The 25,724-nt window shown below is 64.7% G+C and carries 19 protein-coding genes; 7 read left to right on the top strand and 12 right to left on the bottom strand.

Annotation, left to right across the window (positions count from 1 at the left end):
• The first annotated feature begins 209 nt into the window (after window positions 1-209).
• A complete protein-coding gene (locus tag VM94_RS22210; protein ID WP_046685351.1) occupies window positions 210-623 on the top strand; it encodes a VanZ family protein in 414 nt (137 codons plus the stop codon).
• Here the strand turns inward: VM94_RS22210 and VM94_RS22215 are convergent, their stop codons facing one another.
• The gene (locus VM94_RS22215) at window positions 624-923 is read right to left on the bottom strand and encodes a hypothetical protein (RefSeq protein ID WP_046685352.1); all 300 of its coding nucleotides are present in this window, start codon (window positions 921-923) and stop codon (window positions 624-626) included. It abuts the gene before it with no gap.
• 276 nt (window positions 924-1,199) lie between these two features.
• Between VM94_RS22215 and VM94_RS22220 the strand changes: the two genes are divergently transcribed.
• Window positions 1,200-1,760, top strand: coding sequence for a hypothetical protein (locus tag VM94_RS22220; RefSeq protein ID WP_138828907.1), 561 nt, complete (start codon window positions 1,200-1,202; stop codon window positions 1,758-1,760).
• A 421-nt stretch (window positions 1,761-2,181) separates the two neighbouring features.
• Here the strand turns inward: VM94_RS22220 and VM94_RS22225 are convergent, their stop codons facing one another.
• The 5 genes from VM94_RS22225 to galT form a co-directional block, all read right to left on the bottom strand.
• Window positions 2,182-6,012: an NAD(P)-binding protein gene (locus tag VM94_RS22225; protein ID WP_046685353.1), complete on the bottom strand. Its 3,831-nt coding sequence runs from the start codon at window positions 6,010-6,012 to the stop codon at window positions 2,182-2,184.
• Between the two features lie 54 nt (window positions 6,013-6,066).
• Window positions 6,067-7,806: a glycoside hydrolase family 2 protein gene (locus tag VM94_RS22230; protein WP_046685630.1), complete on the bottom strand. Its 1,740-nt coding sequence runs from the start codon at window positions 7,804-7,806 to the stop codon at window positions 6,067-6,069.
• 177 nt (window positions 7,807-7,983) lie between these two features.
• Window positions 7,984-9,051: a galactokinase gene (gene galK, locus VM94_RS22235; protein ID WP_046685354.1), complete on the bottom strand. Its 1,068-nt coding sequence runs from the start codon at window positions 9,049-9,051 to the stop codon at window positions 7,984-7,986.
• Window positions 9,048-10,163 (bottom strand): M24 family metallopeptidase, encoded by a 1,116-nt coding sequence (locus VM94_RS22240; protein ID WP_046685355.1) that lies wholly within the window; start codon window positions 10,161-10,163, stop codon window positions 9,048-9,050. The genes galK and VM94_RS22240 overlap by 4 nt, the downstream gene beginning before the upstream one ends.
• The gene (gene galT, locus VM94_RS22245; protein ID WP_046685356.1) at window positions 10,160-11,263 is read right to left on the bottom strand and encodes a galactose-1-phosphate uridylyltransferase; all 1,104 of its coding nucleotides are present in this window, start codon (window positions 11,261-11,263) and stop codon (window positions 10,160-10,162) included. The genes VM94_RS22240 and galT overlap by 4 nt, the downstream gene beginning before the upstream one ends.
• 260 nt (window positions 11,264-11,523) lie before the next feature.
• Here galT and VM94_RS22250 point away from each other — a divergent pair, with 260 nt between their 5' ends.
• Window positions 11,524-12,522, top strand: coding sequence for an LLM class flavin-dependent oxidoreductase (locus tag VM94_RS22250; RefSeq protein ID WP_046685357.1), 999 nt, complete (start codon window positions 11,524-11,526; stop codon window positions 12,520-12,522).
• Between the two features lie 150 nt (window positions 12,523-12,672).
• On the top strand, window positions 12,673-13,887 hold the full coding sequence (locus VM94_RS22255) for an MFS transporter (RefSeq protein ID WP_046685358.1): 1,215 nt from the start codon (window positions 12,673-12,675) through the stop codon (window positions 13,885-13,887).
• Window positions 13,888-14,032: 145 nt separating this feature from the next.
• Here VM94_RS22255 and VM94_RS22260 read toward each other — a convergent pair whose 3' ends face one another.
• The 6 genes from VM94_RS22260 to VM94_RS22285 form a co-directional block, all read right to left on the bottom strand.
• Window positions 14,033-15,664 carry a M28 family peptidase gene (locus VM94_RS22260; protein WP_046685359.1) on the bottom strand — a complete coding sequence of 544 codons (1,632 nt, stop codon included), beginning with the start codon at window positions 15,662-15,664 and terminating at the stop codon, window positions 14,033-14,035.
• A 137-nt stretch (window positions 15,665-15,801) separates the two neighbouring features.
• Window positions 15,802-16,638, bottom strand: a complete 837-nt coding sequence (locus VM94_RS22265; protein WP_046685360.1) for an HDOD domain-containing protein — start codon at window positions 16,636-16,638, stop codon at window positions 15,802-15,804.
• Between the two features lie 116 nt (window positions 16,639-16,754).
• Window positions 16,755-17,831 carry a BMP family ABC transporter substrate-binding protein gene (locus tag VM94_RS22270; RefSeq protein ID WP_046685361.1) on the bottom strand — a complete coding sequence of 359 codons (1,077 nt, stop codon included), beginning with the start codon at window positions 17,829-17,831 and terminating at the stop codon, window positions 16,755-16,757.
• A 21-nt stretch (window positions 17,832-17,852) separates the two neighbouring features.
• Window positions 17,853-18,782, bottom strand: a complete 930-nt coding sequence (locus tag VM94_RS22275; protein ID WP_046685362.1) for an ABC transporter permease — start codon at window positions 18,780-18,782, stop codon at window positions 17,853-17,855.
• Window positions 18,775-19,851: an ABC transporter permease gene (locus VM94_RS22280; protein ID WP_046685363.1), complete on the bottom strand. Its 1,077-nt coding sequence runs from the start codon at window positions 19,849-19,851 to the stop codon at window positions 18,775-18,777. Before VM94_RS22280 ends, VM94_RS22275 begins: the two co-directional genes overlap by 8 nt.
• Window positions 19,844-21,358 carry an ABC transporter ATP-binding protein gene (locus VM94_RS22285; protein WP_046685364.1) on the bottom strand — a complete coding sequence of 505 codons (1,515 nt, stop codon included), beginning with the start codon at window positions 21,356-21,358 and terminating at the stop codon, window positions 19,844-19,846. The genes VM94_RS22280 and VM94_RS22285 overlap by 8 nt, the downstream gene beginning before the upstream one ends.
• A 440-nt stretch (window positions 21,359-21,798) precedes the next feature.
• Here VM94_RS22285 and VM94_RS22290 point away from each other — a divergent pair, with 440 nt between their 5' ends.
• The 3 genes from VM94_RS22290 (at window position 21,799) to tssG (ending at window position 25,553) form a co-directional block, all read left to right on the top strand.
• Window positions 21,799-22,611 (top strand): outer envelope protein, encoded by an 813-nt coding sequence (locus VM94_RS22290; protein WP_092716215.1) that lies wholly within the window; start codon window positions 21,799-21,801, stop codon window positions 22,609-22,611.
• 78 nt (window positions 22,612-22,689) lie between these two features.
• Window positions 22,690-24,549 carry a type VI secretion system baseplate subunit TssF gene (tssF, locus tag VM94_RS22295; RefSeq protein ID WP_046685365.1) on the top strand — a complete coding sequence of 620 codons (1,860 nt, stop codon included), beginning with the start codon at window positions 22,690-22,692 and terminating at the stop codon, window positions 24,547-24,549.
• Complete coding sequence (tssG, locus tag VM94_RS22300; protein ID WP_046685366.1) at window positions 24,513-25,553, top strand: type VI secretion system baseplate subunit TssG; 1,041 nt, start codon at window positions 24,513-24,515, stop codon at window positions 25,551-25,553. The genes tssF and tssG overlap by 37 nt, the downstream gene beginning before the upstream one ends.
• Window positions 25,554-25,724 lie beyond the last annotated feature (171 nt).

The raw sequence follows: 25,724 nt of genomic DNA on the forward strand, positions 1-25,724 counted from the left end.
TCCCCTTTCATGACCGTGGCGGGCGCCGGCAAGGCGCGCGACATGGTGAGCACCAAGCAACTCTCAACTCTTGACCCATTTCATTTGGGTTTTTGGCCCGCGCCCCCGCGGGCCTTTTTTTTGCCTGCACGGCAAGCTCTTGCGCAAAAACACGGTAGCCCGCCATGCGCATGATATTGTGACGGCCTTTCCACCTGTCCTGACGCCTCATGCCTGCACCCTTGCCCGAACTGTGTTTTGCCGACCGCTACGAACGCCTGCGCTACCGCACCGCGCTGGTGCTATACGCCCTGGTGATCCTGATCGGCGACATTCCCGGCGTGCGCGCGGACGTCGGCCAATATGCGTCGGGCGGCGTGCTGCATTCCGTCGGCTATGGCGTGCTGGCCCTGATCCTGTTCAGCGGCACGGCCGGCGGCATGGCGCGCCGGGCGCTGCTGTCGGTGCTGATGGTGGCGGCCATGGGGGCGCTGGACGAATTCATCCAGAGTTTCCTGCCGTACCGCCGTGGCGCCGTCAGCGACTGGGTGGTCGATATCACGGCCGCGACGGCCGTGGTGCTGCCACTGTACTTTTGCTGGCCTGCCATGGCCGCCGCCGCGCTGAAGAAACAGCAAGGCTGATCACGGCGCGGCGTCATCGCCGACACCGAGTGCCAGCGGCAACTGCCCCTGGCCGGCCGCCGCCCGGCTGGCGACCCGGCGCAGCACCGTGCGCATCTCGCGCCGGCTGGCCGCTCCCGCCGCCCGCGCCGCATCGCGCTGCATCTCCATCAACTGTTCCGACCGTGACAGCCTCGTCAAGGCATGCAGGGCCTGGGTCAGCGCGTAGCGGGCGCGCGCCCCGTTCGCCGCGTCCGGGGCACCGTACACCGCAATCACCAGCTCATTGATCAGCTTGACGCTATGGGAATCGGCAGACATTTATTCTCCTGAGATAGGCAACGGGGAACAAGGGGAAAACACAAGGGGAAAGCGCGAACGCCGTGCTCACCCTGCGCAAGAATGTCTTTTATACCAAGCTCGATAATTGAAGCACTTGATGTACCTCAATGTGAAATAACAAGGGCCGAACATCCTCCCCTCCCCGCGCTCTTACTAGCAGCAGTTGCGGCCATGCCTGGCATGCGCCATTGACGCTGACCTCCGCCGCACCCTGGAAACGGGGTCAACACTTTGTCAGACCAAGAGGAGAACAAGATGAGAGTAAAAAAAACCATGGCGCTGGCCGGCCTGCTGTGTACGCTGGCCGCCTGCAGTTCGAATCCAAACGGCACCAGCATGAGCAGCACGAATGGCCGCAGCGGTGAAAGCTACAGCAATACAGCCGGGACAGGCAGCACGTCGACCAGCACCGGCACCAGCACCGGGACCGGGACCGGCAGCACCATGAGCGACACCAGCACGGGCAGCAGCACCGCTGGTACCGGCAGCAGCGGCACCGCTGGCACAGGCAGCGCCGATGCACGCACGTCCACGGCAAACAACGCCATGAACATGGACGGCAGCCAGACAGGTGTAAGCATCGCCTCCGCCACGGTGCAATCGATCGAGCCAGTGCCGCGCGGCATGGATCAGGGCAGCGGCGACATGCAATCGGGCAGTTCCGGCACGGCGGGCACCACCTCGGGCAACATGCAGTACCGGGTCACCCTGCGCCTGGACGACGGCAGCACACGCACCATCATGCAAAACTCCCAGCCCGGCTATCAGATCGGCGATAGGGTCAAGGTGGTCAACGGTTTGCTGCAGCGCTATTAACGTTACAGCGGGCTGAAGATCAAAGGGTCAGCGCGGCATGCGCCGATTCCGCCTGGCCGCTGGCGTTCGGGGTACTGAACGCCAGCGGCCAGGCACATCCACCAGGGTCAGGCCTGGCGAGGTATGGCAAGACAGGCATCTTGCCTTGCCTTGCCTTGCCTTGCCTTGCCTTGCCTTGCCTTGCCTTGCCTTGCCTTTTCCTTGCCATATCTTTTTATCTTTTTGTCTTTTTTGTCTTTTCCTTGCCATACTTAGCCTTGCCATGTCTCCTGCGAGCTCCCCCCTGCAGCTTGCTATGCATCCTGCCTTGCCATACCTTCACTTGCCATGATCTTCGGTAATTCCATGCCTCTTGCCTCTTGCCGGCTTCCTTGTTGAATCCACGCCGGGAGCGCCGTTGCCGCGCTCCCGGCGCAAGCGCCTACTCCACCATGCCTATCTTGCGCTGGCTTGCCGCCAGCCCGCCGATCAATTCCGCTGCCTTTTTCCCGGCCAGGAAGGCGTGGTCGGAATTGTAGTATTCCCACTCGCTGTAGCGTCCCGCCAGCACGATGTCCTGCGTGGACAGCCATGCTTTCACCAGCGCCACGTTGGCGGCCCGCGCGTGGTCGTACACCACATAGGCGTACGGCATGTCCACCTGGTTCGCTGCCAGCAGGCGGTCATCATTGCGCAGCAAGCCCACCGCGATGCAATCGGCCACGCAGCGGTCGATCAGGGCCTGTCCATCGAGCGGCAACGGTTTCCAGGGCGAATAACTGATCTCGCACGTCAGGCCGAAACCGCCCGGCGCGTTGCAGTGGGGGCTGGCGTTACCTTGAAGGAAAATACGGTGGAATATCGTCTCTTCCGGATAGTAAATCCAGTGTTTCTCGCTGATGTTTTCGCGCGCCACGCCCAAGTTGACGCAGCGTACGGAAATATGCCGCAAGGCGCGCGCCGCCGCCTGTACCTGCGGCGGCGCCTGCTCACCGATCAGGCGCACCAGCTGCGGCAAGGGCATGGTGCTGAGCAAATGCTGGTAACGGAAGCGGCGGCCATCGCCCAGCACGATCACGTGCTGGCGCGGCAAGACCTGCACCACATCGGCATTGAGTTCCAGCTTGCCTTGCAGGTGCGGCAGGAAGCCCGACATCAAGGCCTGGAAACCGCCGCGCAAGGGATAGCCGAAGCGCGCATTCGGACCCATCGGCCTGGCCACCGGTTCGAGCGCGCCCTCGATGATTTCTTCCAGGTTGGGCAAGGGCACCCGTCCGCCCAGCCACGACGTTTCCATCTCGGCCAGGGGCACGGTCCATAATTTCTTGTTGTAGGGAATGGCGAAATGGCGGGCGATGCCGCTGCCCCACACCTGATGGATGAATTGTTCGAAATTGGGCGCCGTCTGGGCCTGGGCTTGGGCCGGTGCCGCCACGGCATCGTGCACCTGTTCCAGCCCCGTGCCGCCGTCGGCGCAGCAATCCTCAACGGCGCAGGCCGCTGCCTGGCCCGGGGCCACCGGCGCCTTGCCGTAGCGCGCCTCGATGGCGCCGACGATGCACTCCTTGATGACGGCCGGCGGCAAGCCGTACAACGCCCCCTGGAAAGGATAGCGCGTGTAGACCTGCTTGCTGTAGACCCAGGCTTCGCGGTTTTGCCAGTGCAGGTTGTCGCCCAGCAAAGTGCGGTACATGTCGAGCACATAGTCATCATTGGAAAACATGATGTGGCCCGCGTGATCGAAGGTAAATCCGCGGTCCTGGATGGAGCGGCACCAGCCGCCCACGGCGGCATTTTTATCCAGCAGCAAAGTATCGGCGCCCAGGTGATAGGCGGCGCTCAGGCCCGTCGGACCGGCGCCGATGATGGCGCAGGCCACGGCTTGCGGCGCACCGGGGGGATGCAGCAGGTTGACATCGGCGCCGGCACCCGGTGCGGCGGCCTGCGCCGTGCCGGCGGCGGGCACCGCCTGGCGGGCGCCCTGTCCCGGCGGCGTCGTGTCGAGCAAGTTGCGCATCTGCTCCACCGTGGTATCCCAGGAGGTGGCTTCGACGACGGCGCGCATGCTGGCGGCCATGGCCGCGCGCTGTTCGGGCGTTGCGGCCAGCGCCGCCTCGCAGGCGGCGACAAAGGCTTCCGGTGTGTCGGCAATGGCCACGATGTCGCCATACGGCACGGCCACATCGGTGATCGAGGTGCTGACGATGGGCAGCTGCGCCGCCATGTATTCGAGCACCTTGGTCGGACTGATGAAGCGGGTCGCCTCGTTCCTGGCGAAGGGCAGCAGGCACACGTCCCAGCCGGCCAGGAAGTGCGGCAGCGCCTGGTAAGGCTGCTGGCCCAGGTAATGGATATTCTGCCGCTGCGGCAGGCTGGCCGGGTCGATCTTGAGGATGGGACCGACCAGCACGATTTGCCAATCGGGATGGGCGTCGGCCAGCGCCGCCACCAGGGTCGGCTCGAAACGCTCGTCGATCACGCCGTAATAGCCGAGCCTGGGCCTGCCGATCTCCGCCTGCGCGGGATGGCCATTGTGGCGGTCCAGCGCCTGTTCGAAGTGCACGGTGTCGACGCTGCTGGCGAAGCAATGGACGTTCGCGTGGCGCGTGCGCTTCGCCTCGAACAGACTGGGGCCGCCCGCGAACACGAGGTCGGCGCGCGCCAGCAAGGCCGTCTCGCGCTGCAACAGCTGGCGCGGCGCATTCTTGAATGCGGCCAGTTCATCCATGCAGTCATACACGACCAGGCCCGCATGCAGGGCCGGCAGCAGCGGCAGCGCCATCGGCGTGTAGAACCACACGATGGGGTCGTCGGCAGGCGTGATCTGGCTCAGCAGGGGCTGCAGCACGGCCAGCTGGTCGTCGTGAAAACCGGGCGCCTGCACGGCCGTGCGGGGCTGGCACACGGTCACGTTCGGCGCAGGCGTGGACAATTCCAGCGTACCCGGCCCATCGTGCCAGACGGGTTCCTCGACGAAGACCACGCGGTAGAACTGCGCCAGCCGCGACAGCAGCTGTTGCGGACGCTGATACACGAAATTCCAGCGCAAATGGGAAAAAACGATGATGGTTCGCATGCCAGTTCCTTTCTGCCCCGCCGGGGCAAACGTTGAACAAAGTTGTCCGGTCAGGCGCTGCGCCTGCCGTAGTGCCGCCGCGTAAGGGGGCACGAGGATGCGCCGCAGCCGCTCCTCCCCCTCGCCGCCCAGGCCGACATCCCACAGGCCGCTGCGGTGCCAGTGGCTGGCATCGTCCCAGTCGGGCCGGTCGATCACGGGATAGATGCAGATGCCGCGCAGCGCGGCGCCATGCTGGACGGCCAGCGCCGCCTCGGCGGCCACGTCGCGTATCCAGGCGCCGCGTCCGCTGCCCACGTGGCTCGTTTCCGCCAGCAGCAGGGGCCGCTGGTAGCGCGCCTGCACTTCCAGCAGCAGCTGGTGCAAGGGCATGCGGCGCGGCTCGCCCAGGTGCCACCACAGGCGCAAATTGCTGCCGCTTTCCCACTGGTTGCTGTGGTAATAGTTCAGGCCGACCAAGTCCAGATAGCGGGGCGCGCCGCCCAGTTCCGGCGCTTGCCGGCCGCACAGCATGTCCCACGCTTCGAATTGCGAAGCGCGCCAAGCGGCCGCCTGGTCGACCCAGTCCGTGCGTCCGGGTGGTGCCGTCACGTGGATCAGGGGATCGCATTGCAGGAAGCGCGCCTGCGGGCTGACGGCGCGGATAGCGTCGCAGCCGGCCACGGTGGCGCGCACCAGCTGCCGCTTGCCTTCGTGGCCAGCATCGGGCCGGTACATATTCAGGCACTGGAACATGTGTACCGACAAGCCCCAGCTGGTAAACGAGATTTCATTGATGGGCGAATATACGGGCGCGCTGCCCGCATACGGCGCGAGGAACTGCGCTGCCGCCCGGCAATAGCGGGCAAAGCGCGGCACGAAGTCGGGTGAGAACAGGTCGAGCTCCGGCGGCCAGCCGTAGTGGCAGAAGGTCCAGTTGATCTGCAGCCCCAGTTCCTGCGCCACGGCAGCGCGCTCCTCGATAAAGGAAAAATCGAACAGGCCATCGCGTTCGGCCAGGCGCCAGCCGATGCTTTCGCGCACGCTGCGGATGCCGAACTGGCGCAGCAGCAGGTAGTCTTCGCGCACCCTGTCCAGGTGGCCCGTGGCGCGGTTCATGTCCAGCGCCTGGCCGCCATGGGTGACGTGGTCGGCGCCCTCGTAGCCCGCCTGCCAGTAAGTAAGGAACGGCGCTGCCGCGCCATCGGTATCGGCCATGCCTGCCCCTCTTGATGTATGGACCAGATGAAACGTGCCAGACCCGGCTTGCGTTCAATTGAGCCGGATATTGCGGGTGGCCGCGCTGAGCAACTCCAGCGCGGCCTTCGGCGTTCGGTCCGCCGTCAGCAGACCATTGGTTTCCTGGAAGGTGTCGGCGAACTGCGTGTAGCAAAAACCACTGAACATCTGCGCCGTGTTGACGACGTTCATCAGGCGCCGGTAGATATCGAGGAAGGCAGCCTCGTTGCCCACCCGCGCATAGCCCCAGGTTTCCGCCGATTCGCTCTGTTCCCGGTCAAAGGCGATGCCGCCAAATTCCGTGAGGACGATGGGCTGGCCCCGGTGCGGAAAGCCGTCGAGCGTGAGGATGCGCCCGCCCGGGCGACGCTGGTCGAACAAGGTGGTGCGGGCCGAATCGCTGATCGCATAGCGCGCCTGCAGCCGTTCCGGATCGCAGTCGTAGTCGTGGATGCCGAGGATGTCGGTAGCCGACGCTTCCCAGCCATCGTTGCCGATCACGGGCCGCGTGGGGTCGAGCGTGCGCGTCAGGTGGTACAGCGCCTCGACGGCGTTGCGGTGGGCCTGGATGGCCGTCAGGTTGGGCACGCCCCACGACTCGTTGAACGGCACCCAGACGAGGATGCACGGATGGCTGTAGTCGCGCTCGATCACATCCGTCCATTCGCGCACCATGCGTGTGATGGCCTTGCTGGAAAAGCGGTAGGTCGATGGCATTTCTTCCCACACCAGCAAGCCCAGGCGGTCGGCCCAGTACAGGTAGCGCGGATCCTCGATCTTCTGGTGCTTGCGCACGCCGTTGAAACCCAGGGCCTTGGCCAGTTCCACGTCGCGCCGCAGGGCGTCGTCGGATGGCGCCGCCAGCAGGGTGTCGGGCCAGTAGCCCTGGTCGAGCACGAGGCGCAGCGGATACGGCCGGCCATTGAGCATGAAGCGGTCGCGGTTGATGGCCACCGAGCGCAGCGCCGTGTACGATTTGACCGTATCGAGCAGCTCGTCGCCATGCCACAAGGTCACTTCGGCATCGAGCAGGATGGGCCGTTCCGGACTCCACAGCAGTTCGTTGCGCGAATCGTCGATGCCGGGATCGGACAGGGCGATCTTGCGGCTCGCTTCGTTCTCGATCAGCTTGTACTGGTCGTCGGCCAGCAGGTTGTCGCCATGCCAGATGCGCACGGCCACCGTGAGGTCATCCTGCAGGTCGCCCGTGGCGAACACGTCGCAGCCAATCTCGTAGCCCTCGAACACGGGTGTCCAGCGCAGCTTGCCGATATAGGTGGCCGCCACGCGCTCGATCCATACGCTTTGCCAGATGCCCGTGGTGCGCGGATACCAGATGGAATGGGGCAGCAGCTGCCAGTCCTGCTTGCCGCGCGGCTTGGCCAGGTCGTGCGGATCGTCCTCGACGCGCACCGTCAGCACTTGCGGCCCGTCGGGCAGCAGCGCATGGCTGATGTTGGCGACAAACGGCGTATGGCCGCCCTCGTGGTCGGCTACCACATGGCCGTTCAGCCATACCTTGGCATGGTAGTCGACGGCGCCGAAATGCAGCAGCACGCAGGGTCCGCCCGGCTGCAGCAAAAATTCGCGCTGGTACCAGCAGACGCGGTGAAAGCCACGGTCGCCCACGCCGCTGGCTTGCGATTCCGGCGGGAACGGCACGATGATGTCGTGCGTCCAGTCGATGCCGCCGTCGGGCAGCCGGTAGCGCCGCTCATTGTCAAAGGTAAAACGCCAGGCGCCGTTCAGGGATTGCCAGTTTTCGCGCACCATCTGCGGGCGGGGATACGCGAAACCGCCCTCGCCAGGCAGGGCTGTACCGGCCTGTGCATCATTCGTATCGGGGGGGGAGAGGTGGTCATTGAGCATGCCTGTTGGAGGCATGCGGCACTGAGCAAGTTCCAAAGAAAGAGGCTTGCTTTCTCACGCATGAGCAAGATCAAGCCACGATCAATTCAGGGGAACCACCATGCGTGCGCTGTGTCCTTCCGCGTTAAAGCGCTGCACCACCGTGCGCCCCGTGCTGGCCGCGCACTGCTTGCGGCACAGGGCCACGCAGGCGCCGCCAAAACCGGCGCCCGTCAGGCGCGCGCCGTACACGGCCGATTGCACCGACAGCAGCGCCACCAAGGTATCGAGCACCGGCAGCGACACTTCGTAGTCGTCGCGCAGGCTGGCGTGCGACAGCGTCATCAACTGGCCGAACAGCACGGGACCATGCTGGCCGCACGCTTGCAGCACGCGCAGGTTTTCGCTGACCACGTGGCGCGCGCGGCGGCGGTACGGCTCGGGCAAGCCTTCCACCAAGGAAGGCTCGCGCACGTCGCGCAGCGCCGCCACGCCCAGCAGGCGCGCCGCCTGTTCACACTCGGCGCGCCGCACGTTGTACGCGCTGCCGGCCAAGGTGCGCGGCACGCCGCTGTCGATCACCAGCACCTCGCTGTCGTGCGGCAACGCCAGCAATTCATGGCGCAGGGTGCGCGCATCGAGCAGCAGCATGTGACGCTCGTCGGCCAGGCTGGACGCCATCTGATCCATCACGCCGCAATTGACTTGCGCGTAGCGGATTTCCGCCTGCTGCCCCATCAGCGCCAGCGACACGTCGTCAATCTGCAGACCCAGCAACTGGCGCAGCGCGCGCAGCATGGCGATTTCCAGCGCCGCGCTGCTCGACAGGCCGGCGCCCGGCGGCACGTCCGAATCGATATGGGCGCGCACGGCCGGCACGGCCACGCCGCGCTCCTCGAGCAGGCGGATGCAGCCTTCCAGGTAGCGGCCGAAACCGGGCGGCGCGGCGCACTGGCGCTCGAAACGCACGAGTTCGTCAAGGGTCGCCGAATAGAACTGATGGTGGCCGTCGGCGGCCAGCGCCAGCATCACCCGCGTGCGCTGCGGCGTGGCGCACGGCAGCAAGTAGCCATCGTTGTAGTCCGTATGCTCGCCCAGCAGGTTGACCCTGCCCGGCGCCGACGCCGCCACCACGGGGACGGCGCCGAAATACGCGTCGGGGGTGATCATGGCAACTCCAGGGTCAGCGGCCGCAGCCGTCCCTGCACCGTTGCCGCCGGCCAATCCGGGTCGCAGGTCAGGTTGTCCAGGCGCCCGCCGCTGAGCACGAAAGTGTCCTCCACCATGCTGCCAGGCAAGCTGGGATGGAAGGCCAGGGCCATGCCTTCCTTCAAGGCGATTTCCGTGTGCGCGCCGGCCGCCACTTCGGGCGAGCGGTAGCCGGCGATGCCGCCCTGCCGGAATTCCTGCACCGTATCGGGCTGGCCCGCATACGCATAGGCGCTGTCGAGCGCGTGATACACCATGCTCAGCGCATGCCCCACCGCGCAGGCATCGAGCGCCACCGCTTCCAGCGCCAGGATGGTCGCGTCCGCTTCGCCCATGCCTTCGCGCACGGGACGGGCGGGACGGAAGCGGCGCTGGCGGCTCAGGCTGGCGCACAGGCCGTAAGCTTGCGCACACAGCGCCAGCACGGCCCGCTCGCCCAGCGGCGACGCGGCCGGCGGCGCGCGCCGGTAGCGCTCGAAGCGTTCGGCACCCGCCGCCAGCACGTACACGGCGTGCAGGCCGCGCGACCACAAGGCACGGGCGCAGGCGCCGGCCAGGTCCTGCTCGCTCCAGTCGGGACGCGCGGCGCGCAGCGCTTCGCTGGCGGCCGCGGCGGCCAAGCGTCCCACTTCACGGTAGCGCGCCTGTTCCGGCGCCAGCAAGGGCAGGCGCTCCTCGCGCAGAGCGGCGGGCAGGCTGCGTTCATGCAGGCCCGGCCGGTCGCACAGCACGGGCCGCCCTCCCGCCGCATGCTGCACGAAATGCTCGCGCAATTCGGCCAGCCGGGGCTGCATCCACGGCGTCACTTGCCACGTCCAGCTGCCGCGCACTTCTTCGTGGCGCAGCCGCTGCGCCTCGGCCGCATCCGTCAGGATATAGGCCGCGTCGCGCGTGACGAGCACCTCGGCGCAGCCGCACTCGGCCCACTGGCTGGGGCTGCAGGACGCGCCCGCCGTGGCCCAGGCGAACCAGTCCACGCCGCGCAGGCGCACGGCGCCAGCCCTTTCCTGTTCCAGCCAGCCGCGCATCTGCGCCAGTTTATGGGCAATTTCCAGTTCCACATTCCAGTTCATGCGATTTCCTCTGCCATATTCCATGCCACGCGCACTTGCTGCAACTGCCGTGCCGATTCCTCGGGCAAGGCATCCATGGCGTACATGCCGGCGCCCAGCTCGGTGCCGGCCAGGTATTTGAGCCGTTCGCGCGTGCGGTACGGCGGATAAAACTGTGCGTGCAGCTGAGTTTCCGGATGCGCGCGGCCGTCTGTCGGCGCCTGGTACCAGGCCATCAGATAGGGCATCTCGCGCTGCCACAAGCCGTCGTATTTCAGCAGGACGGTTTTCAGGGCGCGCGCCAGGTCATCGCGCTGCTCCACCGACAGGGCCGCAAAGCTGTCCGTCTGCCGCCGCGGCATCACCCACGCTTCATACGGGTAGCGGGCGCAGGCGGGAACAAAAGCGATGGCCTCCGGTCCCAGGTACAGCAATCGCGCGCCGCCATCGGCTTCGCGCCGCGCCATGTCCACCAGCAAGGCCTGGCCATGCTCGGCGAAATACATGCGTTCCTGCTCCAGCATGCGCGCCGGCACAGGGGGGATGAAGGGATAGGCGTAGATCTGGCCATGCGGATGGTGCAGGGTCACGCCCACTTCCGCGCCACGGTTTTCGAACGGCAGCACGTAGGCGATGCCGGGCCGCTTGGTAAGCTCCAGCGTGCGCGCGGCCCACGCTTGCAGCAGCAAGACGATGTGACTGACGGGCAAGGTGCCCAGCGAGGCGCCGGCATCCTGGGCGAACACCACCACTTCGCAATGGCCGCTGGCGGGCGCCGTGGCCACCGTCAAGGCAGGCGGATCGTGGGCGTCCAGCGCCAGGGTGGGAAAGCGGTTGTCGAAGACGGCGATATCGTAGTCGCCGGCAGGCAATTCCGTCGGATGCGCGGGATCGCGCGTGGGCGCCAACGGGTTGTACTCTGGCGGAGGGAGGAAGGTGCGGCCCTGGCGGTAAGCCGCATACGCGACCCACTCGCCGCGCAAGGGATGCCAGCGCAAGTGCGGATTGGCTTCCTGCGGCAACGGGAAAGGGCTCGGCGCAACGCCAGCGACGACGATGAGACGCCGGCTGTAAAGGGTCAGCTGGCGCCCGTCGGGCTTGACGAGTTGCTTGCAGTACATGATGTTTCACAATCTTAAGACACGAATTCTTAAGACTGGGGCTGGCAAGGAAAGTTCCAGAGTTTGCGGCGATTCCGCCAGTTCCAGTAGCACCGCCCCCAGCCGGCACGAGTTTTTTACCGATCAGTACGCAAATTCCCGATTCGCATTATCATGTGCACAGCCTGTCATCCCTGCCGCTTTCAAGGCCGACCCTATTGTCGTCAGGGGATAGACAAATCGTCCATTGTGATTTTCCACCACGTCCCGATATCGCTACCATGATTCCATTTTCCATACTCGACCTGGCCCCCATCGCCGAAGGCAGCGACGCCAGCCAGTCGTTCAAGAACACGCTCGACCTGGCGCAGCACGGCGAACGCTGGGGCTACAACCGCTACTGGCTGGCCGAACACCACGGCATGCCCGGCATCGCCAGCGCCGCCACGGCCGTCGTGATCGCCCATGTGGCGGCCGGCACGACAACCATCCGCGTGGGTGCGGGCGGCGTGATGCTGCCGAACCACTCGCCGCTCGTCATTGCGGAACAGTTCGGCACCCTGGAAGCGCTGCATCCGGGCCGCATCGACCTGGGCCTGGGCCGCGCGCCCGGTTCCGACCAGACGACGGCGCGCGCCCTGCGCCGCGACCTGCAGTCCGATGCGGAGCAATTTCCACAGGACGTGCTGGAATTGATCGACTATATGTCCGACGAGCCGCGCCAGCGCGTGCTGGCCGTGCCCGGCAAGGGCGCGAAAGTGCCCGTGTGGATACTCGGGTCGAGCCTGTTCGGCGCCCAGCTGGCCGCCCACCTGGGCTTGCCGTATGCGTTCGCCTCGCACTTCGCGCCGCAAATGATGATGCAAGCCGTGGCCTATTACCGTGAACATTTCAAGCCGTCAAAACAATTGGCGAAACCGTATGTGATGCTGGGCTTTAACGTCTTTGCCGCCGATACGGATGCGGAAGCGCACCTGCGCGCCACGTCGATGCAGCAGGCGTTCGTCAATTTGCGCACGGGACGCCCGTCGCGCTTGCAGCCGCCCGTGCCCGGCTACCTGGAGCAATTGGGCCCGCAGGAACGCGCCATGCTCGACTCCGTCCTGTCGTGCACGGCCATCGGCGCGCCGGACACCGTCAAGGCGAAGATGGCCGCCTTCATCGCCGAAACGGGAGCCGACGAGCTGATGATCACCTCGCAGATCTTCGACCACCAGCACCGGCTGCACTCGTATGAAATCACGGCGCAGGTGCATGCGGAACTGGCCAGCGCGCAGTAAGTTTTAACTCTCTCCCTCGGTATATTTCCCTATACCCTTTTCCCGGCCGTCGGCAACGATCGCCGGGATTTTTTTGCCTGCCCGGCAAGAAAAGCGCAGCCCCGCTATCATGCTCATCCAAAAGCATCATTCGAAGAAAGTTGTAACCGCATGAAATCCGCACCTTCCACCGTCGACGCCAGCGCCCTGCTGACGTCGACCCGCATCCTGTTGTTCGCCCTGTCCGCCGGCGTGCTCGTCGCCAGCCTTTACTATGTGCAGCCGCTCACCTCCATGCTGGCCGCCTCGTTTGGCGTCAGCGTGCCGCAGGCGGGCTACCTGGTCACGGCCACGCAGATCGGCTATGTGCTGGGCATCGTGTTCCTGGTCCCCCTCAGCGACGTGCTGAACCGCCGCAAGCTGCTGACGTGGATGCTGATCGCCAAGATCGGCGCCCTGCTGCTGGCCGCCACCAGCCAGAACATCGTGATCTTTGCCATCGCCAGCGTCTTGATGGGGATCACGTCCAGCGCCTTGATGGTAGTGACGGCCATGGTGGCCTCGTATGCGCCCGATCACAGCCGGGGACGCATGGTGGGCACCGTCATGACGGGCTTGTTGCTGGGAATCTTGCTGGCGCGCACCGTGTCCGGCACGGTGTCGCAGATCAGCGGCGGCTGGCGCAGCGTCTACGTGCTGGCCGCCATCGTCGTAGCCGCCCTGCTCGTCATGCTGCGCCGCATCCTGCCTAACGAGGCGCAGCGTGGCAAGCTGCAATACGGAAAATTGCTGGCCTCCTTGGCCGACATCATCCGCCAGGAACCGTTGCTGCGCCAGCGCGCCCTGTTCTCGGGCCTGGGCCTGGGCACCTTCAGCGTATTCTGGACGGGCCTGACCTTCTTGCTCAGCGGCGCGCCCTACCACTATTCGGAAATGCAGATCGGCCTGTTCGGCCTGGCGGGCGCCACGGGCGCGTTTGCCGCCAACACGGCGGGCCGCATGGCCGACCGCGGCTACGCGCGCCAGGCCACCTGGCTGCTGGCCGTGGCCTCCATTGCGGGCTGGGCATTGATCGGCTTTGGGGCCCATTCGCTGGTGCTCCTGCTGATCGGCATCGTCCTGCTGGACATGGGCGTGATGGGCTTGCAAGTGACGCACCAGTCCATCATCTATAAACTGGCGCCGCATGCGCGCGCAAGGGTGACCACCGTCTTCATCGCGGGCGGCTTCATCGGCGCATCGGCAGGCTCGGCCCTGGCCAGCGCCAGCTTTGCGGCCGGCGGCTGGCCCGCCCTGTGCATGGTGGGCGGCGCCATGCCGCTGCTGATGCTGATCGTGTGGAGCAAGTACCGGCACACGCAGCGGCGGCTGGAACGGGCAGCCTGATCCGACGCTGCAGCGCCAGCCATGTTGTCGGATTACGCTCTACGAGCTAATCCGACCTACGCCTGATGCTGATAGAAACAAGCCACGTAGGTCGGGTTAGCGCGCCAGCGCGTAAGCCGACAACATTGTTGGCACGAACCGCTCCTTACTTTGCAGCCTGCTCGCGCGCCTTGCCAAACGCATCGCCCGCCTTCCACGCCGGCATCTTCGCCGCGTTGGCCACGGCTAGGCCCAGGTTCAGCGTGAACTGGGCCTGCTGCGTCATGCCCGACAGATCCCAGCTGGCATCGTACTCATCGGTGACTTGATGGTAGCGGGGGCCATAGGCGGCCGCCTTGGCTTTCGACTTTTCCACGTCCTTGATGTACTCGCGTCCGCCATTGATGGAAAACGCGGGCACGCCCGCCTTGGCGAAGCTGAAATGGTCGCTGCGGAAATAGCCGCCGGCCAGGTCGGGACGCGCTTGCGCGATGTGCATGCCCATGGCTTTGGCGGTTGCCGCCGCCATGGCGCCCAGCTCCGTGCGCTCGCTGCCTTGCGCGCCGATGTCGTGCGTGGCGCCCACGAAATTCAGGCTATCCAGATTCAGCGCGGCGGCCGTCTTGTTCAAGGGCCACAGCGGATCGGCCGCATACGCAGCGCTGCCCAGCAAGCCTTGTTCCTCGGCCGCTACCCACAGGAAGATCTGCGTGCGCTTGGCAGGCTTTTTCACGGCTTCCTGCGCCATGGCCAGCAAGCCGGCCGTGCCCGAAGCATTGTCGACGGCGCCGTTGTAGATCGTGTCGCCACTATCCCCTTGCTTGCCCAGGTGATCCCAGTGGCCGCTGTAGATGACGGCTTCCTCTTTCAGTGCCGGATCCGTGCCCGGCACCATGCCGGCGATATTGAATTGCTCCACCTTGCGCACGGCGGACTTCATTTCACCCGACAACTTGGCATTCAATGCGACGGCCTTGAAGTCCTTGTTTTCTGCTTGGGCGCGCAAGGCGTCCAGGTCCTGCCCGCTGGCCGCAAACAGGCGGCGCGCCGCGTCTTCCGCGATCCAGCCTTGCAGCGGCGTGCCGGCCGTGCGGTCGGCCAGTTGAAAACGTTCGCTGCCGCTCCAGCTATTCTGTACCACGCTCCAGTCATACGATGCCGATGGTTTCGTATGAATCAGCAAGACGCCAGCGGCGCCGTGGCGCTTGGCTTCCTCGAATTTGTACGTCCAGCGGCCGTAATAGGTCAGCGCCTTGCCGGCAAAGCGGTTAGGTTCGGCAGCGGTCGGTTGCGGGTCGTTGACCATCATGACGACGATCTTGTTTTTGACATCGGCACCCTTGAAATCGTTCCAGCCCTCTTCCGGCGCCGTGATGCCGTAGCCGACAAATACCAGTGAAGCATCGAAGGTGTGGGCGGCAACGGAGTCGCCCGTGGCCCACACCCAGTCGGGACCGAAGGCCAGCGGCACGGTCTTGCCGCCCGCCACCGCCTGCAGGCTGCTCTCGGCAGGCAGCGACTTCACGCCGGCGATCTGCACGCTCTGGCGGTAGCTGTTGCCGCGCACGGGTTTCAGCCCGGCCATCTGCGCCTGGGTTTCCAGGTAGGCCACCGTCAGGTCGGCGCCGCGCTGGCCTGTGCCCCGGCCTTCCAGTAAATCGTTGGACAGGAAGGCCAGGTGGGCGCGCAAGGGGGCTTCCTGCACCACGGGCAAACCGGTCGCGGCGTGCGCGGAAAACGCCAGCGCCAGGCTGGAAGCGAGCGCCGTGACGGCCAGGGAAGAAAACAGCTTCTGCATAAGATCCTTTGGGTAAGAGGAGGAAAGCGGTCCGGCGGATAGCCGGGCCGACGATTGTATGCCATGGGGAAAGTCGCATCAAAATGCGGACGAAAAAAATCCCCGCGGCAAGGGCGGGGACTCTTCAGGAAGAAAGTTCAGACCAGCAGAGCGGCTGCCAGGGATTCGATCTCTTCCGCCGATTCCTCGAGGATGGTGTGCAAGGTGCTGCCGCCGATGCCGAAATCGATTTTCGCCGCCGCCTGGCGCCGCGCGGCGCTTTCCGGCGGGTGCAGGGGCGAACCGATGGGCGACAGATCGTTGGCCAGCACCAGGGTCGCGCCCAAGGTGCGGGGCGGGAACGTGCTGCCGCCATGCCACATGCCTTCGACAGCCTGCAAGACCATGTCGGGCACTTGCAGCTGGCGCAGCACGCCGCGGCCGATCAGCTTTTCGCCGTATTCGATCCAGTCTTCGGTATTATCGTCCAGCAAACCCGGATATTCCTCGGCGCGCGACAGCAGATAAAAGCCGCCCACTTCGTGCACGATGGCGGCAAACATGGCCGTTTCCACGTCCACGTGCGTAACTTTCCGCGCGATCACCTGGCTCAGCGCGGCCACGTGGGCCGTGTGTTCCCACAGCTTGGCCGCCTTGGCGCGCAATTGCGGGTCCGTGATCTGGCTGCCCAGCTGGCGCACGATGACGGACGCCACCATCGATTTCAAGGTGGCAAAGCCCAGGCGCGAGACGGCCGCGCGCACATTGGCGATTTCATTGCCGGAACGGTTGTAGGCAGCCGAGTTGGCCAATGCCACGACCCGGGCCGACAGCAGCGGCTCGGCCATGACCATGCGGGCGGCCGCTTCGATATGGCAATCGGGGTCGTCCAGCGCTTCCTGCAGCTTCAAGGTGGCCTTGACGTTGGCGGGGAACGTCAGCTCGCCCTTGCTCGCTTGCAGCGCGATAATCTTGAATACTTCCAGTCTGTCCATGGGTCGATCTCCGGTACGGGCCTGTTCGGGCTCTGCTGTGTTGGATGGGCCGGGAATGCGCTCCCGGCCCGGCTCCCGTTTCCGGCAATATTACAGCAAGTTTATACTCAAACCTATTACTTTCCGGAAACTTTACCAGCCACGCCTTCGACAAAATAATCCATCTTTGTCAGGGCCGCATCGTCCAGCACGCCTTTGTCCAGGCGCACCTTGCCATCGTTATCCTTGATCGGCGCGCTGAAGGGATTGAGCTTGCCAGCTACCAAGTCTTTCTCGCGCGCCAATACAAACTGTTTCACGTCGGCGGGCACGGCGGCGTTAATGCCTTCCAATTTGACCATGCCATCCTTGATGCCGCCCCAGGTGCTGCTGGACTTCCACGTACCGTCCAGCACGGCCTGGGCCTGCTTCGTGTAGTAGTCGCCCCAATGGTGGGTGACGGCGGCCAGCTGCGCTTTCGGCCCGTACTTTTTCATGTCCGAGTGGTAGGCAATCGCATACTTGCCCTTCTCTTCCGCGGCCTGCACCACGGCGGTCGAATCCGTGTGATGGGTGACCACGTCGGCGCCCTGGCCGATCAGGGTGATGGCCGCGTCGCGCTCCTTGCCCGGGTCGAACCAACTATTGACCCACACCACTTTTACTTCCGCCTTGGGGTCGACGCTGCGCATGCCCCGCGTAAAAGCATTAACTCCCTGCAACACTTCCGGGATGGGGAATGCCGCCACATAACCGGCCACATGGGTCTTGCTCATCTTGCCCGCCAGTACGCCGGCCAGGTAGCGGCCCTCGTAGAAACGGGCATTCGTGTTGGCCACGTTGACGGCCGTCTTGTAGCCCGTCAAATGAATGAACTTCACATTAGGAAATTGTTTCGCCACTTTCAAGGTGGGATTCATGTAGCCGAACGAGGTCGTTATGACCAGCTTGCTGCCCGTTTGCGCCAGGTCGCGGATCACCCGTTCCGCATCGGCGCTTTCCGGCACGTTTTCCACATACTTGGTGGTGATCTTGCTGCCCAGCGCCTTTTCCATTTCCTTGCGGGCCTGGTCGTGCTGGGTGGTCCAGCCCGCGTCGCCGATGGGGCTGATGTAAACAAAACCGACATTCAATGGAGCGGCAGCGGGCACGGCGGCCACGGCAGGCATCAGAATGGCACTGCAAACGGCGGCGCACAACAGTTTCTTGGACATGGTTTTCCTTGTGGTCAGTGATTAATTTCCGGGATTGAAATTTTTCCCCAGCGAAGCGGGCATGTTGAGCTTGATGTAATTGGCATTGCTGGAAATGAGCACGAGCACGACGATGGCCGCCACGTAGGGCAGCATCGACAGCAATTGCGAGGCAATCGGTACGCCCAGCGCCTGCGCGTGGAACGTCAATATCGTGATGCCGCCAAACAAATAGGCACCGCCCACCACGCGCGCCGGGCGCCAGGTGGCAAACGTGGTCAGTGCCAGCGCGATCCAGCCCCGTCCCGCCACCATGCCCTCGACCCACAGCGGCGTGTACACGAGCGACAGGAAGGCGCCGGCCAGGCCGCAACAGGCGCCGCCGAACAGCACGGCTGCCAGGCGGATGCGGCGCACGGGGTAGCCGAGCGCATGCGCGGACGCGGGCGACTCGCCCACGGCGCGCAGCACGAGACCCGCCCGCGTGCGGTACAGGAACCAGGCGATGGCCAGGCATAACAGCAGGGACAGATACACCATCGGATGCTGGCGGAACAGGGCCGGCCCCAGCACGGGAATATCTTCCAATACAGGGATGCCGAAGCGGCCATTCTGCAGGCTGTTGCCCACGTACTTCAAGCCGATATACGTGGACGCTCCCGCGCCGAACAGCGACAAAGCCAGCCCCGTCGCATACTGGTTCGTGCCCAGCCACACGGTCAGCCAGGCAAAGAAGCCGGACAGCACCATGCTGGCGCCCGCCCCCGCCAGAAAGCCCAGGGTGGGGCTGCCCGTGTTGACGGCCACGGCAAAACCCGTGATGGCCGAGACCAGCATCATGCCTTCCGCGCCCAGGTTCACCACGCCCGCTTTTTCGTTCACCAATAAACCGAGCGCAGCCAGCATCAGCGGCGTGCCCGCATTGATGCTGGCGGCGATCAATGGCGCGATCGTCAGGGCCAGGTTATCCATGTTTCCTCCAGCGCAGTTTGTATTGGATCAGCACGTCGCAGGCGAGCAAGGCGAACAGCAAGATGCCCTGGAACACGCCGGTAATCGCGCTGGGCAAACCGAGGCGTGACTGCGCCAGTTCGCCGCCGATATAAAACAGGGCCATGACGAAGCTGGAGAAAATCACGCCCACGGGATGCAAGCGGCCCACGAAGGCGACGATGATGGCGGCAAAGCCGTAGCCGGGCGAGACCGTGGGCGTCAACTGGCCCATCGGTCCCAGCACTTCGCAGGCGCCCGCCAGGCCGGACAGGGCGCCGCAAATCAGCAAGGATGACCACAGAGTTTTGCGCGAAGAAAAGCCCGCATACCGGGCGGCGGCGGGCGCCATGCCGCCCACGCGCAGGCGGAAGCCGGCAATGCTTCTGGACAAGTACAGCCAGCCGCCCAGCGAGGCCAGCAAGGCGAAGACAATGCCCACGTGCAAGCGCGTGTCGCTGATCACCATCGGCAACAGCAAGCCGTCGGACAGCAGTTTCGATTGCGGGAAGTTGAATCCTTCCGGATCGCGCAGCACGCCATACACGAGATAGCTCAGCAGCAATTGGGCGATGTAGACAAGCATCAGCGAGACGAGGATTTCGCTGGCGTTGTAGCGGTCGCGCAGCCACGCCACCAATCCCGCCCACGCCATGCCGCCCGCCATGCCGGCCAGCAAGGAGACGCCGATGATGGCCGCGCCGCCGATGCCGTCATCGAGGTACAGGGCCGCCGCGCCGCCGCAGATGGCGCCCAGGGTCAGCTGTCCTTCCGCGCCGATGTTATAGATGTTGGCGCGAAAGCAGATGGCCAGGCCGACGGCGATCAGCAGCAAAGGCGCCACCTTGAGGCCCAGTTCGGACCAGCCGTGCGCATCACGCAAGGGTTCGACAAAGAAGACGGCCAGTCCCGCCAGCGGATCGTGGCCCAGCGCAATAAACAACAACGCGCCGCACAGCACGGTGAGCAGCACGGCCAGCACGGGCGACAGCCACGACATCAGCCGCGATGGCGCGGGCCGGGCTTCCAGGCGCAAGGCAAACTTAGCCATGGACTGCCTCCTGCGGCCACAGCCCGCTCATCCATTGACCCACCTGGGCCACGCTCGCGTCGCCCACGTCGAGCGACGGCGAGATTTCTCCCTTCGCCATCACCAGCAAGCGGTCGCTGATGTCGAACAATTCATCGAGTTCCTCCGACACGACCAGCAGCGCGCAACCGGCGTCGCGCAGCGCCAGCAATTCAGCGCGGATTTGCGCGGCCGCACCCACGTCCACGCCCCAGGTCGGCTGCGCCACCACCAGCACGGTGGGCTCGCGCATGACTTCGCGGCCGACTATGTATTTCTGCAAGTTGCCTCCCGACAGGCTGCGCGCCAGCGCCTGCGGCCCGCCCGCCTTCACCTGGAAGCGGGCGATGATGGCGGCCGCCCGCTGCGCGATAACCTTGTGGCGCACGAAGCCGTGGCGGATGGTGGCCGGTGTCTGCAAGCTCAATAACACGTTGTCGGCCAGCCCCATGTCGGGCACGGCGCCACGCCCCAGCCTTTCCTCGGGCACGAAGCCGAAGCCCAGGGCGCGCCGGCGGCCCGGCGGCAAGCGTCCCGCCTGGCTGCCGTTCAGCACGATGCTGGCGGCGGGGGCCCGCATGTCCTCGCCCGACAGGGCGGCCAGCAATTCCTGCTGGCCGTTGCCGGACACGCCCGCGATGCCGACGATCTCGCCTGCGCGCACGTCGAAATTGATACCGGTCAATTGCGTGGCGAACGGGTGGCTCTTCGGCAAGTTCAATTGGCGCACGCTCAGCATGGCCGCACCGGGCGTGCGCGCCACGCGCGTGACGGCGGGCGGCTCGGCGCCGATCATCATGCGCGACAGGCTGGCCGCCGACTCTTGCGACGGGTCGCACACGCCAGCATTCTTGCCGGCCCGCACCACCGTGCACGTATGGCACAGGGCGCGGATCTCGTCGAGCTTGTGGCTGATGTACAGGATGCTGCAGCCTTCGGCCGCCAGCTGGCGCAAGGTCATAAACAGTTTTTCCACGGCGCCCGGCGTCAGCACGGACGTCGGCTCGTCGAGGATCAACAGTTGCGGCTTGGCCAGCAAGGCGCGCACGATTTCCACGCGCTGGCATTCGCCGACGGACAAGGTGTGCACGTGGCGCTGCGGTTCCAGGTCCAGGCCGTACTGGCGCGCCGTGTCTTCGATGCGCTGAGCCAGCTCCGCCATGTTGGTGCCAGCGGGCAAACCGAGGGCGATGTTTTCCGTCACGGTCAATGTGTCGAACAGGGAAAAGTGCTGGAACACCATGGCGATGCCGAGCGCCCGTGCGGCCGAAGGGTTGGCGATCTCGACTTCGCGGCCATTCCACAGGATGCGGCCGCCATCGGGCTGCACGGCGCCGTAAATGATTTTCATCAAGGTCGATTTGCCGGCACCGTTTTCGCCGAGCACGGCATGAATTTGCCCGGGCGCGACGGTCAAATGGATGCCGTCATTGGCCACCACGGCCGGATAGCGCTTGCTGATATCGAGGAGTTCCAGGCGTGCCGTCATTGTTTTTTTCGTGCCTCGCTGCGTGGTATGCGGGATGTCGATCGGTGAAAAAAATCAACACTCTGTCTCTATCGTATCGGCATCCGCGGCGCTTGGGGGGCGGGCGCGGCGGCACACATTTCTATTTCCGCAAAAAAACAACACCTGTATACAATTTTGAAAAAAATTATCAGCTTTACAGCGGCCGCCTTGCCCCGCAAGGGCGGGAAGGTGCGATGATTATATGCAGGAACTGATAGTAAGTATGCAGACAAGACATATCGCCCGACGCGGCGCTTCTCGCATCATGGATTGAACGGTGCGCAATTTTCCTCATCGCAGCGCTTCGTGCGCACTACGCACCCTGCTATCCCACCGTTCCCGTTTTCTCACATCATCAGGAGCCGAAAGTGCCAAAAACCATACCGTGTCTGTTGCTCTGCCTCACTACCACCCTCGGCGTGGGTGCGACCGCCCAGGCTGCCGAATGGAGCGATACCGCGCTGAGCTGGCGCGCCGGCAATGACTACCGCGAGCCGTTCAATCCGGACGACATCAAGAAAAACATCTTCGCCATCACGCACGCCAGCGGCTACAAATACGGCAGCAATTTCGTCAATCTCGATTTCCTCATGTCCGACAGCAAGGACCCTGGCGCGCTCGGCAAGACGTCCGGCGCGCAGGAAGCGTATCTGGTCTACCGCAACACCATCGACATCGGCAAGGTGCGCGGCAGCGACATCAAGTTCGGCCCCGTGCGCGGCGTCGGCGTCACCTTGGGCTTCGACGTCAACACCAAGAACGACGTCGGCTACAACTCGCGCAAGCGCATGCTGGTGGCCGGCCCCACCCTGATGTGGGACGTGCCCGGCTTCTTCAACACCAGTCTGCTGTTGCTACGCGAAAGCAACGCCCCCAGCGGCGCCTTCCCGCCCATCTCGCAAGTGACGGGCCGCTACACGTATAAAACGCACGCCATGCTGACAGGCGCCTGGGGTATCCCCCTGTCGCCGCTGTTCTCGTTCGAAGGTTTCTTTAACCTCATCGATTCAAAAGGCAAGGATGAAGTGGGCCGCGACACGGCGGTGGAAACGAACATCGACATGCAGGTGATGTTCGACGTGGGCGCGGCCCTGGGCAGCGCCAAGAACACCTTCCGCGTGGGCCTGGAATACCAGTACTGGAAGAACAAGTTCGGCAACTCGCCCGCCACCACGGGCAATGTGGGCCAGACAGCGAAGACGCCGATGATACGTGCGGAGTATCATTTCTAAAATTCATTGTTTCGTATCAACACTCACGGTCACGCCTGATGCCAGCATGAAGCTTTCCTGCTGGCGGAGAGCGCGACCGTGGAACAACTACTACCGTATTACGAGCGCGAGCTGGGCCTGTTCCGCCAGTACACGCGCGAGTTTTCCAGCCGCTATCCGAAGGCGGCCGGGCGCCTGCTGATCGCTGGCGAGACGTGCGAAGACCCGCATGTCGAGCGCCTGATCCAGTCCGTCGCCCTGCTCACGGCCAGGGTCGCCAAGCGCCTCGACGACGCCTATCCGCAATTTACCCATTCCCTGCTTGAAACCCTGTACCCGCACTACCTGCGGCCTTTTCCATCGTGCTCCATCGTGCGCATCGCCGCCGACGAAGCGCCGGGCGGCAGCCAGCTGGCCCAGGTGGTGCATATTGCGCGCGGCACGGTGCTGCGCTCGCAGCCGGTGCAGGGCGTGGCTTGCAAATTCACGAGCGCGTATGACGTGACCCTGGCGCCGCTGGCCATTTCTCGCCTGCATTTCTCACCGATCATCGACGCTCCGCCCGGCCTGCGCCTGCCCGATGGCGCCAGCGCCTTGCTCAGCATTCAATTCACCAGCGGCAGCGAGCAGTACCACCTGGACCAAGCCGGTTTTTCCAACCTGAGGCTGTTTGCCGATGGCGAACCTTCCGTGCGCGCGGCCCTGCTTGACGCCCTGTTCCTGCACGGCGCTGGCGCGTACGTGGCGCTGGATGAACACAGCCCATGGCAAGCTGTCGAGGGCACGCCACTGGCGCCGGCCGGCTATGCGGACGACGACGCACTGATCCCCATTTCCGCCCGCTCGCACCCGGCCCTGCGCCTGCTGACCGAATATTTCGCATTTCCGGAAAAATTCCACTTCATCGATATCGGATGGTCGTTGCTGGCCCCGTGGCTGCCGAAAAAGTGCCGCCAGTTCACCCTGCACCTGCCGCTCAAGGGCGTGCGCAGCGACAGCCACGAAGCGCGGCTCTTGTCCGGCGTCAGCCCCGATAATCTTTTGCTCGGCTGCACGCCCGCCGTCAACCTGTTTGCCAAGTCCGGCGTGCCGATCCGCCTCACGCATACCGAGCCCGACTACGCCCTGGTGGCCGATGCCACGCATGCGTTTGCCTACGACATCCACAGCATCGAGGCCGTCACCGTGGTGCGCAAGGACGAGGCCGGCGAGCGCCTGAGCACCTTCATGCCGCTGTACGCCTCGCTGCAAGGCGCCCAGGCAGAGCATGGCCAGGAGCATGGACAATACTGGCTGGCGCGCCGCGACGAAGCCGTGGCGGCCATCAGTCCCGGCCATGAAACGCGGTTGAGCCTGATCGACCCGCAGTTTTCACCAGGCAGCGCGGCCTGCGCCACCGTCTCGACGCAGCTGCTGTGCAGCAACCGCGACTTGCCCACGCAATTGCATTACGGCTTGCCTGGCGGCGACTTGCTGGCCGAAGACGTGCCCGACGGCATCCCCGCGCGCTTCCTGCGCAAGCCCACGCCCGGCTTGCGTTTCCTGGCCGATAATGGCGCGCACTGGCGGCTGATTGCGCACCTGTCGCTCAACTACTCGAGCCTCACGCAAGCGGGCCTGGGCGAATTCCAGAAAATGCTGGGCCTGTACGACCTGCCCCGCTCGCCCACCACGCAACGCCTGATCCAGGGCATCGCCACGCTCGAGCACGGCAGCACGCGCGCCTGGATGCCCACCGTGCCGTTCCCCACCCTGATGCCCGGCATCGCCATCCGTCTGGGCATCGACGAGCAAGCCTTCGTCGGCAGCAGCATCTATGTTTTTGCCCAGGTGCTGCAGCGCTATTTCGCCCTGAACAGTCAGCTCAACTGTTTTAGTCAACTGACGCTGCTGTCGCACCGCAACGGCGAGGAACTCATCCGATGCCCAGAACGCAGCGCCGACGCCACGCCAGCGTGATCCAGCAATTGCTCGACGCGCCGCAGCGCTTCGAGTGCTTCCAGGCGCTGCGCCTGCTGCTGGCCTGGCTGGCCGAACACGGCATCGACGAGCACACGGCGCTGGCAAAGCTCGTGCGCTTCGACAATAGCGTCTCGCTGCGCTTTCCCGCCAGCCAGCTCGAGGCACTCGCGACCGGCGGCATCGACGATGCGGATGCCCTTCTGCAAGCACTGCTGTCGGGCCACGGCCAGCACATCCACCTCACGCCCACCTTCATGGGCTTGCTGGGTTGCCAGGGCAGCTTGCCCAGCCACTATTCGGAACGTATTGCCGCGCACCAGCACAGCGAACGCGACAACAGCGCGCGCGCCTTTCTCGACCTGTTTTCCAGCCGTGCAGTGGCCCTGTTTTACCAGGCCTGGCAAAAATACCGCATCGAGCAGGCCGGCCACAGCGGTGACTTCCTGTCGCGCCTGCTGGCCCTGGCCGCATTCCGCCCGTGCCAGGACGAGGCGGCAGCCGGCCTGTACAGTGGCTTGCTCCAGCAACGCAACATCTCGTCCATCGTCATGGCGCGCATCCTCGCCGACCACTTCGGCGTGCCCTGCCACATCGACGAGGCGACGGGCGCCATGGACGTGCTGGCGCCGCGCGAACAAACGGCGCTGGGCGCGGATAATGCCGTGCTGGGCCAGCGCGCGCTCGTCGGCGAGCGCTGCCGCCGTCCCGACCTGGCCGTGCGCCTGCGCCTGGGCCCGCTCACTGCCAGGCAGCACGCCAGCTTCCTGCCGCACGCTCCTGCCAGCGAAGCGCTGCGGCGCATGCTGATGCTGTTCGGCCAGCCGCTCATACGCTACGACATTGTGCTGGTACTGCGCGCCAGCGATGTGCACGGCCTGTCCCTGCCTGCCACGGGACAATGCGGACTCGGCTGCAACAGTTTCCTCGGTAGTCCAGCAACGCCGAGCCATCGCGATGACATGCATTACGAAATGCAATTGATGCCCTCATTCAACGATTAATTCTTGCGGTTGCGCAAAACGCTTGTGTTCGCTATTGCTACAGTCGGCCAACGATCCTAGCCACATCTGAATCAGGGTCGTAATTTGACTTGGATATCACTCTGAACGATACTTGGATGAGTCAACGCTCATAGCAACACCAGCACGTATTACTACTGTCAATAACCTTCA

This window comes from Janthinobacterium sp. KBS0711, from assembly GCF_000988085.1.
GTDB classification, from domain to species: Bacteria; Pseudomonadota; Gammaproteobacteria; order Burkholderiales; family Burkholderiaceae_D; genus Janthinobacterium; species Janthinobacterium lividum_E.